This window comes from Streptomyces sp. L500, from assembly GCF_054551825.1.
The window spans coordinates 137024-150907 of record NZ_JBTOLC010000008.1; the positions used below are offsets into that span (position 1 = coordinate 137024).

The window sequence follows — 13884 nt, forward strand, 5'->3', positions numbered from 1 at the left end:
AAGCATTTCCCAGCGCCGCCCCGGCCGGTGGTGGCAGGCTGCCGGAGCAGGAGACAGCAGCATGACGGAGCCGGAGGTGCGTCCCGTGGCGTCCAGTGTCAACCCCACCGTAAGGCGGCGCCGATTGGGGCAGGAGCTACGCAAGCTCCGTGAGCTCAAAGGCATGACCGCCGAGGAGGTGGCCGAGCGGCTCCTGGTCTCGCAGTCGAAGATCAGCCGACTGGAGAACGGCCGCCGCAGCATCAGTCAGCGCGATGTCCGCGATCTGTGCGGCGTGTACGGAGTCGAGGACCACCGCATCGTCGATTCGCTGATGCAGATGGCGAAGGAGTCACGACAGCAAGGCTGGTGGCATGCCTTCGGCGACATCCCGTACAGCGTCTACATCGGACTCGAGACCGACGCGGCGTCGTTGCGCGTCTACGAGGCGTCGCTCGTCCCCGGGTTGCTCCAGACGCCCAACTACGCCAACGCCGTGACCGAGGGCTCGTGGCCGGAGGCCACCGCCGCGGACGTCGAGCGGCGCGTACAGGTGCGGATGCGCCGTCAGGAACGGATCACCGACCCGGAGAACCCGCTGCGCCTGTGGGCGGTCATCGACGAGTCCGCGCTGCGCAGGATCGTCGGCAGCGGCGCCATCATGCGCGAACAGATGGAACACCTCGTGGAGTTCAGCCTCCAGCCGCACATCACCGTGCAGGTGCTGCCCTACGCGGTGGGCGCGCACCCGGGCATGTACGGGAAGTTCTCCATCCTCGAGTTCCACGATCCGCAGGACGCGAGCACGGTCTACCTCGAGGGCATCACCAGCGATCTGTACCTGGAGAAGCCCAACGACGTCCAGGCGTACAGCGTGATGTACGAGCATTTGCGGATGCAGGCGCTCAACGCCGAGGACTCACGGCGGTTCATCCTCCAGGTCGCGGAGGACTGGGCCGACGAAGGTCAAAAAGAGGAGCCCGGCCAGTAGCCGTGGGATGCGAAGGGCGGGACCGTACACCCCTTCCCGCCATGGAGGAAGGGGTGATGGATATATGCCATCCGGTCGAGTGAACGGGCCGTTCATCGGGTGATGTTGGCGCGTAACGTCGATCGCGTCGGGACACCGGCCCCACCGGTCCGGCCAGTGGGTTCCCGGCCGTCTTCCGGCCGGTACCCGGGCGATTCCCGGCCGAACCAGGCAGCACTCATAGGCATCGGAGCAATTCATGGCGATTCAGCAGGGAAAGACCACGTGGCGGAAGTCCTCCTACTCGCTGGCCCACGGCGACTGCGTCGAGGTCGCCTCCCCGCTCGTGCGGTCCATCGCGGTCCGTGACTCGAAGGACCCGCAGGGCCCCGCCCTCGCCTTCTCCTCGGAGTCCTGGTCCGCGTTCGTGACGGTCGTCGGCGACAGCGCGCAGTCCCTCTGACCGACCGCGTTGAACGCGGATCACCCGGCACAGCGACGTAAAACCGCCGTATCGATATTTCCGCAGAGAGCCCTCTTGTCGCCTGGCATCCCGTCCCGGCCGAGAGGGCTCCGCCACGTCCGGAGCCACGTGCGGAGCCACCCCCTACGCGCTACGCGCGGGGGTACCGCGCCAGCCAAGCCGCCGACGAGACGGCGCCGGGCGGGCCGTGCAGCGCGGGCCCCTGGGTGAGCTCCATGGCGAAGTCGTCGGCGAGTTCGAGGATCGTGCCCCGGCCCTCCAGCTCCGCCACCCACCCGGCCGGCAGCGCGGTCTCCCCGTGCACGGCACCCAGCAGATTGCCGCAGATCGACCCCGTGGAGTCCGAGTCCCCACCGTGATTGACCGCCAGCAGCAGCCCGTGGCGGACGTCCTCGGCCACCAGCGCGCAGTACAGCCCCATCGCCAGGGCCTCCTCCGCCACCCACCCCTCGCCCAGCGACTGCAGCCGCTCGGCCGACGGCGGCCCCTGCCGCACGGCGGCCAGGGCGCCCCGCAGCGCCGCGGTGGTCTCCTCGTGGCCCGGCCGGGCGGCCAGCAGCTCCAGGGCCCGCAGGGCGGCGGCCTCCAGCGGCTCGCCCCGCACCGCGCCGTGGACGATGACGGCGAAGGCGGCCGCCGAGAGCCGGCCGGTGGGGTGGCCGTGGGTCTGCGCCGCGCACTCGTCGGCCAGCTGGAGGACGAGGCCGGGGGCCCAGTCCGCCAGCAGCCCGAACGGCGCGGAGCGCATCACCGCGCCACAGCCCTTGGAGCCCGGGTTCTTGGGCGCCGCCAGGGTGCCCATCCGGTGGTCGGCGAGGCCGGAGAGGCACGCCCCGCCGGGGGCCCGGCGGGCGTAGAGCCACTCCTGCCCGGCGAGCCAGCCCGCGTCCCGCACCCGCTCGTCGGGGCCCCAGCCCTCCTGCGTGGCGGCCCAGCGCAGATGCGCGCGGTGGACGTCGGCCGGCGGGTGCCAGGCCCCGGTGTCCCGGCGGACGTGGGCCCTGATCAGCCCCTCCACCGTGAAGAGCGTCATCTGGGTGTCGTCGGTGACGGCGCCGCGCCGGCCGTAGGCCGGGACGTAGTCGGTCACGCCCGCGGGGCCGTGCGCGGCGCGGATCGCCTCCAGGGAGTCGAACTCGATGCCCGCGCCCAGCGCGTCCCCGATCGCCCCGCCGAGCAGGCAGCCGCGCACCCGGGAGCGGAAGTCCTGCTGTTCGGCCCGGCCCCGGGGCAGCGGCCCGGGGGCTCCGGCGGTGCCCGTCGCGGCGGTCGTGGTCACGTGTCCGGCCTCCTGGACGGGAGAGGAGCGAGCGGGCCGCGGGCCCGTTCGCCGGGCCCGCGTCGGTCGGTACAGCACTGTGTCGCCACAGCACTGTGTAGCTACAGCACCGTGTCGGCATAGCGCTGTGTCGGCACAGCACTGTAGTGCGCCGAGGCCGGCCCGGTGTCCGGGACACCGGGCCGGCGGCGATTACGCGCCAGGCCCCTTGGCCGGGCGCACCGTGTTCATGATCTTGTCGATCTGGGCCTCGGTGAGCGCGTCCGGAACGCCCTGGTCGGCGTAGATGACCCAGCCGTGGAAGGTGCCGTCGGGCATCTTCTGGGCGATGGACTTCACGATCGCGGTGGGCGGCACGCACGGGCTCGGGCGGTTGGTGACGGTGACCTTGGCGGTCGCCGTCCAGCCGTCGATGCCGTTGTGCTTCCACTCCTTCTCGTCGGTGAACTCCAGCTTGGGCTTGTGGTCCTTGCCGCCGTAGGCCATGAAGCCCCAGTTGCCCGCCCAGTTCTTGGCGTTCGTCTTGAGGTCGCCGTCCTTGCCGCCGCCGGTGGTGCCGACGGTGGCGAGCTGGCCCTGGCCGGCCTCGCCGACGGCGTCGGGGTTGGGCTGCGAGGAGCAGCCGCCCTCCTTGTAGTTGGACGTACCGGTCATCACGACGACCGGCTTGCCGTCCTCGGTGTACGAGATGGCCGTGTCCGTCGGGAAGACCTTCCACTTGTCGGCCTTGCCCGGGACGTCGTACTGGAAGTAGTGGTCCGCGCGGGTCTGCGTCTGCCAGCCGGGGACGGTGGGCTGCTGGGCGGACGGGTCGGCGGAGGCGGCGCCGTCCGCCGGCTTGTCCGACTGCTGGCCGGGCGCGGCCGGGGCCTGCGACTGGGCCTGGCCGGCCTGGGCCTTGCCGTTCTTCTTGTCGTCGTCACCGCCGCTGCCGCCGCTGAAGGCGAAGTACGCGCCGCCGCCGATGACGGCGAGCGCCACGACGCCGCCGATGACGGCCATCAGCGTCTTGTTGCTCTTGCCGGCCTGCGGGCCCTGCCCGGGCTGGGCCTGGGGGGCGTGCGGCTGCGGCGGCCAAGGCTGCTGCTGACCCATCGGCTGCGGGGCCATCGGCTGCTGACCCATCGGCGCCGGGGGCATACCGGGCGGCGGGGCCATGCCGGGGCCGGGCACCGGGCCGGGAGCGCCGGGGCCCTGGGCACCGGGGACGGGCCCCGGGGCGGGCGGCGGGGGCGGCGGGACCGCGCCCGGGGTGCCGCCCTGCGCCGGGCCGGGCGGCGGCACGGCGGGCTGGGAGATCATCGTGGGCTGGGCGTGCCCGTCGCCGTCCGGACCCCACGTGGGCGGCGGGCCGAAGCCGCCCTGAGGCGACGTCGAGGGGTTCTGCGGCTGCTCAGGCTGCTGCGGCTGCTGGGGATTCTGGGGCCAAGACATGCGGGACACCCTATGCGGGGACTGTCGTCGACCGGTCGGCGGTCGGCGACAGATCCGCAACACTTGTACGAACGAAGATCAAACGACCATCACTCCTCGCCGGGGCCGGAAGCCGGAAGTACGTCCAGCACCGGGAGCAGCGTGGGCAGATGGCCGTCCGAGGAGAGGGCGGCCTCCTGCCGCTCCTTGGGCACCTCGCCGTAGAGCGTCGTGCGGGGCCGCGCGGGGCGCCCGGCGGCGTCGGCTATCGCGACGAGGTCCTGGATCGAGCGGTACGAGCCGTACGAGGAGCCGGCCATCCGGGAGATGGTCTCCTCCATCAGGGTGCCGCCGAGGTCGTTGGCGCCCGAGCGGAGCATCTCCGCCGCGCCGTCCGCGCCCAGCTTGACCCAGCTCGTCTGGATGTTGGGGATATGGGGGTGGAGCAGCAGCCGGGCCATCGCGGTGACCGCGCGGTTGTCCCGCATGGTCGGGCCGGGCCGGGCGATGCCCGCGAGATAGACGGGGGCGTTGGTGTGGATGAAGGGGAGGGTGACGAACTCGGTGAAACCGTCGACGCCCTTGTCGAGCGCGGCCCGCTGGATCTCGGCGAGCAGCCGGAAGTGGCCCAGCCAGTGCCGGGGCTGGTCCACGTGCCCGTACATCATCGTGGAGGACGAGCGGATGCCCAGCTCGTGCGCCGTCTTGATGACCTCGACCCAGGTGGCGGTGGGGAGCTTGCCCTTGGTGAGGACCCAGCGGACCTCGTCGTCCAGGATCTCGGCGGCGGTGCCGGGGATGGAGTCGAGCCCGGCCTCCTTGGCGGCGGTCAGCCACTCCCGGATGGACATGCCCGTGCGCGTCGCGCCGTTGACGACCTCCATCGGCGAGAAGGCGTGGACGTGCATGCCGGGCACCCGCTCCTTCACCGCGCGGGCGATGTCGAAGTAGGCCGTGCCGGGCAGGTCGGGGTGGATGCCGCCCTGCATGCACACCTCGACCGCGCCCACGTCCCACGCCTGCGCGGCGCGGTCGGCGACCTGGGTGAGCGAGAGGGTGTAGGCGTCGGCGTCGGTGCGCCGCTGGGCGAAGGCGCAGAAACGGCAGCCGGTGTAGCAGACGTTGGTGAAGTTGATGTTCCGCGTGACGATGTAGGTGACCTCGTCCCCCACGACGTCGCGGCGGAGGTCGTCGGCGACGCGGCAGAGGGCGTCCAGGGCGGGGCCGTCGGCGTGGAGTAGGGCGAGCGCCTGGTCGTCCGTCAGCCCGGTCGGGTCGGCGGCGGCCTGGCGCAGTGCTTCGCGGACGTCGCCGTCGATGCGCTCGGGCACCATGCCGGGGGCGGCGGCCTCGCGGAGGGCGTCCCAGTCGCCGTAGACGTCGTCGAAGTCCTCGCGGCGGTCGGAGGTGCGGCCTTCGGTGTCGATGGCGCGGTGGAGGTCCGTACGGCCGGAGGCGGTGAAGACCTCTTCGGGCTCCTGCCAGGGGATGCCCTTGACCTCGGCGTTCTCGTCGGCCAGGCCGGTCTCGGGGTCGGCCAGTGCGCGGACGTGGGGCAGGATGCGGGGGTCCAGCCAGGGCTCGCCGCGCTGGACGAACTCCGGGTAGACGGCGAGGCGTTCCTTGAGGCGGAAGCCGGCGGCGGCCGAGCGCTCGGCGAGCTCCTCGATGGCGGGCCAGGGGCGCTCGGGGTTGACGTGGTCGGGGGTGACCGGGGAGACGCCGCCCCAGTCGTCGATGCCGGCGCCGATGAGGCGGGCGTACTCGTCGTCCACCAGGTTGGGCGGGGCCTGGAGGCAGCCGGAGGGGCCCATGATGAGCCGGGCGACGGCGACGGTGGCGACGAGGTCGTCGAGGGTGGCGTCCGGCATGCGGCGCATGGCCGTGTCCGACTTGGCGCGGAAGTTCTGGATGATGAGCTCCTGGATGCCGTGGTAGGCACGGGAGATCCGGCGCAGGGCGAACAGGGACTCGGCGCGCTCCTCGGGCGTCTCCCCGATGCCGATCAGCAGGCCGCTGGTGAGGGGGACGGAGCTGCGGCCCGCGTCCTCCAGGTGGCGCAGCCGGACGGCGGGTTCCTTGTCGGGCGAGCCGTGGTGCGGCATGCCCGGCTCGCTCCACAGCCGCTGGGCGGTGGTCTCCAGCATCAGGCCCATGGAGGGGGACACCGGCTTGAGGCGCTGGAAGTCCGTCCAGGTCATGACGCCCGGGTTGAGGTGGGGCAGCAGGCCCGTCTCCTCCAGGATGCGGATGGAGACGGCGCGGACGTAGGCGATGGTGTCGTCGTAGCCGTGGGCGTCGAGCCACTCGCGGGCCTCGGGCCAGCGGTCCTCCGGCTTGTCGCCGAGGGTGATCAGCGCTTCCTTGCAGCCGAGTTCGGCGCCGCGCCGGGCGATGGCCAGCACCTCGTCCGGCGACATGAACATGCCCTCACCCGCGCGGCGGAGCTTGCCGGGGACGGTGGCGAAGGTGCAGTAGTGGCAGCGGTCGCGGCAGAGCCGGGTGAGCGGGATGAAGACGCTCTTGGAGTAGGTGATGACACCGGGCCGGCCGGCGGCCTCCAGGCCCGCGTCCCGCACCCGGGCGGCGGAGGCGCACAGGTCCGTGAGGTCGGCGCCGCGCGCCCGGAGCAGCACGGCGGCCTCGGTGACGTCCAGCGCGACGCCGTCGCGGGCGCGTTTGAGCGCGCGTCGCATGGCGTTGGCGGTCGGGGCGACCGGGGTGTTCGGCTGTTCGGGACGCGGTGCGCTCGAAGTCATTGTCCGAGCATACGAGCGGACACTGACACCGCCATGTACTGGAAGCGGACGTTCCATGTGCCTCTCGTCACGTCAGACGGAGGCATCCTCCGGAATGCCCCGGAGGCGTCGCCTCCGCCAACGCCTCCGCCGCGTCTAGAGGAACTCCGCGTGGGCGTCCAGCGCCCTCAGGACCTCCGCCTCCGGGGCCGACGGCAGCCCGACAGCGACCTCCTCGATGCCCAGGTCGGCGTAGTGCGCGAGCTTGCCCGCGGAAGGGTGGACGGCGTACGGCATGACCTCCGGCTCGCCCGGCCGCCCCGCCTCCGTCCAGACCCGGCGCAGCTCCGGCAGCGTCTCGCGAAGTCCGCTGCCGCCCACCGGCATCCAGCCGTCCGCGTACTCGGCGACGTGGGCGAAGAGCTTCGGGCCCGCCGCGCCGCCGATCAGCGTGCGCGGCCCCACCAGTGAGTCCGTGCCCCGGAGCCGGCGCGGGCGGCGGACGGGCTTGGGGTGCGCCCAGCTCGCCTGGACCGAGCCGAATTCGCCGTCGTATGCCGTCGGTTCGGGCGACCACAGCGCGCGCATCAGCGCCATCCGGTCGCGCACCAGCTCCCGGCGGGTGTGCCAGTCGACGCCGTGGTCCTCGGCCTCCTCCACGTTCCAGCCGTAGCCGACGCCGAGGGTGAACCGGCCGCCGCTGAGGAAGTCCAGGGTCGCCGCCTGCTTGGCCAGAACGATCGGGTCCTGCTGGGCCACGAGCGCGACGCCGGTCCCCAGCTCGAGCCGGTGGGTGACGGCGGCGGCCTGGGCGAGCGCCAGGAAGGGGTCGACGGCGCGGCCGTACTCGCGCGGCAGCGGGTCGCCGGCCGGCGCCGGGGTCTTGCGGCTCACCGGGATGTGGGTGTGCTGGGGCAGATAGAGCCCGGCGAAGCCCCGTTGCTCCAGCTCACGGGCCAGCCGGACCGGGCTGATCGTCTCGTCGGTGAGAAAGATCGTCGTGGCGATCCGCATCCCGGGCACCTCCGTCGTCGCGGCGGTCTCGCGTGTGACCCACGGTATGCCTTGGGAGGCGGCCGCGGGGGCGCCACGCGCGGTCGTGTTCCGACGCGTGTCGACGTGTGTCGACATGTGCCGACGCGTGTCGACGCGTGTTCGCGCACCGGCCGCCGCGCGCGTCGGCGGGTGTTCCACCGGCCGCCACCCGGGCGTACAACAGTGGGTCACGGCAGTCACGGCACCGGCACGGGGCGACACGGCCCACGCGAGGAGGCGGGGATGAACCGGCGCGACGTACTCAGGATGGCGGCTGTCGCGGGAACGGTGAGCGCGCTTACGCTCGAAGGCATGAGCTTCGCCCGCGCCGAAGACCGGGAACCCCGGTCCGGCGAGGAGACCCGCAGGGTCACCGGACGGCTCCCCGTCGGCGCCCCGGACTTCGTCCACCTCCCCGTGGAAGTACCGCGCGGCGTCCGCGAGATCGCCGTCTCGTACAGCTACGACAGACCCTCCGTGCCCACCGGCACCCAGGGCAACGCCTGCGACATCGGCATCTTCGACGAACGCGGCACCGCGCTGGGCGGAGCCGGCTTCCGTGGCTGGTCGGGCGGCGCCCGCTCGGAGTTCTTCGTGGGCGCCGAACGGGCCACGCCCGGCTACCTGGCCGGGCCCGTCCGCCCCGGCACCTGGCACGTCGTCCTCGGCCCGTACACGGTCGCCCCGCAGGGGCTCGCCTACGAGGTCGCGGTCACCCTGCGGTACGGGACGCCGGGGGCCACGCCGAAGCCGGTGTACCCGCCGCGACGGGCCCGGGGCCGGGGCCGCGCCTGGTACCGGGGCGACAACCACCTCCACAGCGTCCACTCCGACGGACTGCGCACCCCCGCGCAGATCGCCGCCGCCGCCCGCGCCGCCGGGCTCGACTGGATCACGACGACGGAGCACAACACGACCGCCGCGCACGGGGCGTGGGAGGGCCTGTGGGGCGAGGACCTCCTGATCCTCACGGGCGAGGAGGTCACCACGCGCAACGGCCACGTCCTCGCCCTCGGCACCGATCCCGGTGTCTTCATCGACTGGCGCTACCGCGCGAGAGACAACGCCTTCGGACGTTTCGCGCGGAGAATCCGGCAAACGGGCGGACTGGTCGTCCCGGCCCACCCGTACGCGACGTGCGTCGGCTGCGGATGGAAGTTCGGCTTCGACGAGGCGGACGCGGTGGAGGTGTGGAACGGCCCGTACACCCCGGACGACGAGATGGCCGTCGCCGCGTGGGACAACACGCTGGTCGCCGCCGCCCGCTCCGGCGGCCGCTGGCTGCCCGCCATGGGCAACAGCGACGCCCACCGCGAACCGCAGGTCGTGGGGCTGCCCCAGACGGTCGTCCTGGCCGACGCGCTCTCCCGCGAGGCCCTGCTGGCGGGCATCCGGGCGGGGCGCAGCTGGATCGCGGAGTCGTCGGCCGTCGACCTGTCGTTCACCGTCCTCGGCGGGCGCGGCGCGCACGCGGGCATCGGCGAGCGGCTGCGGGCCGCGCCGGACGAGCAGGTCACCGTACGGCTGAAAGTCACCGGCACGACGGGCTGCTCGGCGTCCTTCGTCACGGACCAGGGACGGATGTTCACCGCACCCGTCCCGGCGGACGGCACGTTGGAGTGGCGCACGACGTCCTCCCAGGCGGCGTACGTACGGGCCGAGGTGCGGCACCCGGCGAGCGACGGCGGGGCGTCGGGGCTGCCGGGGGCGATGGCGGCGATGACGAACCCGGTGTTCCTGAGCGCGGCCGGCTGACAGCCGGAACAGCACCACTCCCCCGCGTTCCACCGCTAGAGTTCTGGCGCCGCGTCACCTCTGGCATCACTTCTGGCATCACCTCTTGGGCATCACCTCCTGTCGAATCCTGTCGGATCTTTCGAAGGGAACAGCCGTCCCCATGCCGAAGTCCTCCCCCCGCGTCCGGCTCGCCGCCGTCGCCCTCACCGCCGCCCTGTTCGGCGCGAGCGCTCCCGTCGCCTACGCCGCCTTCGACGACCCGGACCCCAGGGCCGCCGCCAGCGCGCCGGTGCGGGCGGTCGGCAAGCCGTACGTGAAGACCGAGCTGCTCTTCGGCACGGCCAAGCCCAACGGTGGCTCCCCGGTCACGGACAAGGAGTTCCGCGCCTTCGTCGACGAGGTCGTCACCCCGCGCTTCCCGGCGGGCCTGACGGTCGAGAACGCCTACGGCCAGTACCGCGACGCCCACGGGAAGATCGAGCACGAGCGCTCGTACAAGCTCACCCTCCTCTACCCGAAGGGCGAGGCCCGGACCGCCGGCGCCAAGATCGAGCAGATCCGCGCCGCGTACAACAAGCGCTTCGCCCAGGAGTCCGTGGCCCGCGTCGACGACAACGAGCTCGTCGACTTCTGATCGCCCGAGCGTCGCAGGAGCGAGGACCGGCCGGGCTCAGTCCTCGATCACCGGGGTGGAGCGCGTCAGCACTTCACCCCGGAAGAACGCCGGGCTGCGCCGCCGCATCAGCTCCATCAGCACGACGCCCAGGAGCAGCAGCCCCACTCCGATGACGAAGACCGAGCCGACGCCGAGCACCGCGCTGCCGCTGCCGTAGGCCGGGTTCCACATGTCGTGGAGCGTCTTGCAGAAGACCGACGCCAGCAACAGCCCGCCCGTTAGCGGGAAGACGCCTTTGAAACACGCGTCCCGCACCGAATTCCGCAGTTCGCTCCGGAAGAACCAGACACAGGCGAACGCCGTGATCGAGTAGTAGAAGCAGATCATCAGCCCCAGCGCGTAGATGGTGTCGACCAGCACGTTGCGGCTGAGGAAGCTCATCCCGGCGTAGAAGACCCCGGTGGCGACGCCCGCCGCCACCGTGGCCCGGCCGGGCGAGCGGAAGCGCGGGTGGACGCGGGCGAAGGACGGCGGAAGTGCCTGGTAGGCGCTCATCGCGAGGACCGTCCGCGCCACCGGCAGGAAGGTCGTCTGGAGGCTCGCCGCGGCGGACGCCAGCACGGCCACGAAGAGCAGGACGCCGAGAGCGGGGCCCAGGACGGGGTCGGCGAGCGCGGCGAAGACGTTGTCGGCGGTCGCGGGATCTCCCAGCCCGGGGCCCTCGCCGCCGACGCCGGCGAACATCTGGGCGGCGACGGCGGTCAGCAGGTACGAGCCGACCAGCACGACCATCGCCAGCAGCGCCGCTCGGCCCGGCGTCCTGGCGCTGCCCTCCGTCTCCTCGTTGGCGGTCAGGCACGCGTCCCACCCCCAGTACATGAAGATGGAGAGCGAGAGCCCCGCCGTGAAGGCGCCGAAGGAAGCGACCTCGAAGGGGTTCATCCACGTCCACGAGAAGCCGAGGGAGCCGGAGCCGGGCAGGCCGCCGGACCGCGCCTTCGTGAACGCCATGGCCACGAACAGGGCCAGCACGGCCAGCTGAAGCCCGACCAGCGTGTACTGCACCCCTTTGGTGGCGGTCATGCCGCGATAGCTGACGGCCGTCGCGGCGGCGATGAACACCAGGCACGTCACGACGTGGACGAGCCTGTCGCCGTCGAGGGCCGCGATGGAGTCGCTGCCGGTGAGCCTTCCCAGCAGCAGGTAGAAGAAGGACGTCGCGACGCCCGCGAGGTTCGACAGCACGATGATGGTCGCGATGACCAGGCCCCAGCCGCACATCCAGCCGACCCGGGGCCCGAAGGCCCGTACGGTCCAGGTGAAGGACGTGCCGCAGTCCGGGAGGGCCTTGTTGAGCTCGCGGTAGGCGAAGGCGACCAGCAGCATCGGGAGGAAACCCGCGAGGAAGACGGCGGGCATCTGGACCCCCGCCTTGCCCACGGTCGGGCCCAGCGTGGAGGTCAGGCAGTAGACGGGCGCGACGGTCGAGATCCCGATGACGGAGCTGCCCAGCAGGCCGACGGAACCACCGCTCAGGCCCTTGGCCCGCGGCCGTTCTCCGGTGCGGCGACCCGCGCCGCCCCCTACCGCCTCTCCCGCCTCTGCCACCTCTGCCGTTTCTCCGGCCCCCGGCCGCGGCTGCACGTGAACCATGGCGAGGACGTTAAGCGCTGCTGTATCCGCATCCGGAGAACGAACCTCCGGGTGGCCGACCTTCAACTACCTTCGGCAAAATGTGAGTTGATCTTCTTAATAAAGGCCGCCGCAGCCTTACGCCAGGTAACACCAAGGGGTAACCCCGACCCTTGCCGGATGCGAGAACCGCACCTCCGCCCCTTTTGTCCCGGTTCAAAATTTTCCCGTCGCCGCCGTCGCCACCGTCTCCGTGTCCCGCCCCGACCGCAGCACCCGTCCCGGCACCGCTCCCGTCACCACGTCGTGCCGGACGGTCTCCACGCCGTTGACGCGTACGCTCACCACCCCCACGGCCCGCGAGTCCAGCCGGCCGCCGTCGCCCGGCAGGTCCCGGACCAGCGTCGCCGGGCCCGCGTCGACGCGCTCGGGGTCGAAGAGGACGAGGTCGGCGCACCACCCCTCGGCGATCCGGCCGCGCTCGCGCAGGCCGAAGAGGCGCGCGGGGTCCTCCGTGAGCATCCGCACCGCCCGTTCCAGCGGCACGAGCTTCCGTCCGCGCAGACAGTCGCCCAGGAAGCGCGTCGGGTAGGGGGCCCCGCACATCCGGTCCAGGTGGGCCCCGGCGTCCGAGCCGCCGAGGAGGACGTCCTCGTGGTCCCAGGCGCGACGGCGCAGCTCCCAGCTGGCGGGGTCGTCGTCGGTGGGCATCGGCCACAGGACGGTGCGCAGGTCGTCCGCGACGCAGACGGCGACCAGCGTGGCGAAGGGGTCGATGCCGCGTTCGGCGGCGATGTCCTCGACGACGCGGCCCGTGAGTCCGTCGTTCTCGGGGGTGTAGGTGTCGCCGATGACGTACCGGCCGAAGTCGGTGAGCCGGCGGAAAGGGCCGGCGGCCGGGCTCGCCGCGCCGCGCAGCAGCCGGTCGCGGACGGCCGGGTCGCGCAGCCGGTCGATCCGTTCCGGCAGCGGAAGTCCCAGGATTTCGCCCCAGCCGGGGAGGAGGTGGAGGGCGCAGAAGGTGCCCAGCGACATGTTCATGGGGGTGAGGATCGGCATGGTCAAGGCGACGATCCGGCCGCCCGCCGCGCGGGCGCGCTCGCTGGTGGCCAGCTGGTGCGGCACCCGGCCGGGGACGGTGGACTCGATGGTGAGGACGTTCCAGTTCAGCGGGCGTCCGGCGGCGGCCGTCAGCTCCACCAGGAGTGCGCTCTCCTCCGCCGAGAAGTGGTCCAGGCAGCCGGGGACGATGGCTTCCAGTTGGGTGCCCTCGTGCTCGCCGACCGCGCGGGCGAGGGCGAGGAGCTCGTCGGGGCGGGCGTGCCGGGAGGCGACGGGCCGGCCGTCGCCGTCGGTGTGGGTGGTCGAGCGGGTGGTGGACAGGCCCCAGGCGCCGGCGTCCATGGCGTCATGGAGCAGCGCGGTCATCTGCCGTAACTCCCGCGCGCCCGGCGTGCCGCCGATGGCGGACGGGCCCATCGCGTACCGCCGCAGCGCGCAGTGGCCCACCATGAAGCCCGCGTTGACCGCGATCCGGCCGTCCAGCGCGTCGAGATAATCGCCGAAAGAAGACCAGTCCCAGGGCGCGCCCTGTTCCAGGGCTGCGAGCGACATGCCCTCGACCTTGCTCATCATCCGCCGGGTGTAGTCGGCGTCGGCCGGGCGGCCGGGGTGGAGCGGGGCGAGGCTGAAGCCGCAGTTGCCGCCGACGACGGTGGTGACGCCGTGGCTGAGGGAGGGCGCGGCGTAGGGGTCCCAGAAGAGCTGGGCGTCGTAGTGGGTGTGCGGGTCGACGAAGCCGGGGGCGAGGACGAGGCCGGCGGCGTTCTCCTCGGTGCGGGCCCGGTGCCCGACCCGGCCGCCCGCCTTGACCCCGCCCGTGTCCCGGTCGATCAGCGCGATCCGGCCGTCGCGGACGCCGACGTCGGCGACGTACGCGGGACCTCCGGTGCCGTCGACGACGGTGGCGCGGCGGATGAGGTGGTCCAGCACGGTCGGCTC

10 protein-coding genes are annotated in these 13884 nt (G+C 72.5%); 4 read left to right on the plus strand and 6 right to left on the minus strand.

All coding sequences use genetic code 11. The features are described from left to right. Positions 1 to 85 precede the first annotated feature (85 nt). Both ACX9I7_RS11225 and ACX9I7_RS11230 read left to right on the plus strand, forming a co-directional pair. On the plus strand, positions 86 to 970 hold the full coding sequence (locus tag ACX9I7_RS11225; RefSeq protein ID WP_387568900.1) for a helix-turn-helix domain-containing protein: 885 nt from the start codon (positions 86 to 88) through the stop codon (positions 968 to 970). Positions 971 to 1208: 238 nt separating this feature from the next. Beyond that, a complete protein-coding gene (locus tag ACX9I7_RS11230; protein WP_126914603.1) occupies positions 1209 to 1412 on the plus strand; it encodes a DUF397 domain-containing protein in 204 nt (67 codons plus the stop codon). Between the two features lie 151 nt (positions 1413 to 1563). Here the strand turns inward: ACX9I7_RS11230 and ACX9I7_RS11235 are convergent, their stop codons facing one another. From ACX9I7_RS11235 to ACX9I7_RS11250, 4 genes are all read right to left on the minus strand, one after another. After that, positions 1564 to 2712 carry an ADP-ribosylglycohydrolase family protein gene (locus tag ACX9I7_RS11235; protein WP_358625849.1) on the minus strand — a complete coding sequence of 383 codons (1149 nt, stop codon included), beginning with the start codon at positions 2710 to 2712 and terminating at the stop codon, positions 1564 to 1566. 192 nt (positions 2713 to 2904) lie between these two features. Next, complete coding sequence (locus ACX9I7_RS11240; protein WP_459387204.1) at positions 2905 to 4146, minus strand: hypothetical protein; 1242 nt, start codon at positions 4144 to 4146, stop codon at positions 2905 to 2907. Between the two features lie 89 nt (positions 4147 to 4235). Continuing rightward, the gene (locus tag ACX9I7_RS11245) at positions 4236 to 6884 is read right to left on the minus strand and encodes a bifunctional FO biosynthesis protein CofGH (protein ID WP_459387205.1); all 2649 of its coding nucleotides are present in this window, start codon (positions 6882 to 6884) and stop codon (positions 4236 to 4238) included. Positions 6885 to 7019: 135 nt separating this feature from the next. Next, positions 7020 to 7877, minus strand: a complete 858-nt coding sequence (locus tag ACX9I7_RS11250; RefSeq protein WP_459387206.1) for a TIGR03619 family F420-dependent LLM class oxidoreductase — start codon at positions 7875 to 7877, stop codon at positions 7020 to 7022. Between the two features lie 264 nt (positions 7878 to 8141). Between ACX9I7_RS11250 and ACX9I7_RS11255 the strand changes: the two genes are divergently transcribed. Both ACX9I7_RS11255 and ACX9I7_RS11260 read left to right on the plus strand, forming a co-directional pair. Then, positions 8142 to 9653 carry a CehA/McbA family metallohydrolase gene (locus tag ACX9I7_RS11255; protein ID WP_459387207.1) on the plus strand — a complete coding sequence of 504 codons (1512 nt, stop codon included), beginning with the start codon at positions 8142 to 8144 and terminating at the stop codon, positions 9651 to 9653. A gap of 142 nt (positions 9654 to 9795) precedes the next feature. After that, the gene (locus ACX9I7_RS11260; protein ID WP_387568918.1) at positions 9796 to 10269 is read left to right on the plus strand and encodes a DUF3574 domain-containing protein; all 474 of its coding nucleotides are present in this window, start codon (positions 9796 to 9798) and stop codon (positions 10267 to 10269) included. Positions 10270 to 10305: 36 nt separating this feature from the next. On the opposite strand, the gene ACX9I7_RS11265 is transcribed toward ACX9I7_RS11260, so the two are convergent. Together ACX9I7_RS11265 and ACX9I7_RS11270 are read right to left on the minus strand one after the other, a co-directional pair. After that, positions 10306 to 11904, minus strand: coding sequence for an APC family permease (locus ACX9I7_RS11265; RefSeq protein ID WP_459387208.1), 1599 nt, complete (start codon positions 11902 to 11904; stop codon positions 10306 to 10308). A gap of 195 nt (positions 11905 to 12099) precedes the next feature. Then, complete coding sequence (locus tag ACX9I7_RS11270; protein WP_459387209.1) at positions 12100 to 13875, minus strand: N-acyl-D-amino-acid deacylase family protein; 1776 nt, start codon at positions 13873 to 13875, stop codon at positions 12100 to 12102. Positions 13876 to 13884: the final 9 nt, after the last annotated feature.

Excerpts from the sequence above, each read along its gene's own strand:
- ACX9I7_RS11230 (WP_126914603.1), top strand. The coding sequence starts at position 1,209 with ATGGCGATTCAGCAGGGAAAGACCACGTGGCGGAAGTCCTCCTACTCG.
- ACX9I7_RS11240 (WP_459387204.1), bottom strand. The coding sequence starts at position 4,146 with ATGTCTTGGCCCCAGAATCCCCAGCAGCCGCAGCAGCCTGAGCAGCCG.
- ACX9I7_RS11245 (WP_459387205.1), bottom strand. The coding sequence starts at position 6,884 with ATGACTTCGAGCGCACCGCGTCCCGAACAGCCGAACACCCCGGTCGCC.
- ACX9I7_RS11250 (WP_459387206.1), bottom strand. The coding sequence starts at position 7,877 with ATGCGGATCGCCACGACGATCTTTCTCACCGACGAGACGATCAGCCCG.
- ACX9I7_RS11255 (WP_459387207.1), top strand. The coding sequence starts at position 8,142 with ATGAACCGGCGCGACGTACTCAGGATGGCGGCTGTCGCGGGAACGGTG.
- ACX9I7_RS11260 (WP_387568918.1), top strand. The coding sequence starts at position 9,796 with ATGCCGAAGTCCTCCCCCCGCGTCCGGCTCGCCGCCGTCGCCCTCACC.
- ACX9I7_RS11265 (WP_459387208.1), bottom strand. The coding sequence starts at position 11,904 with ATGGTTCACGTGCAGCCGCGGCCGGGGGCCGGAGAAACGGCAGAGGTG.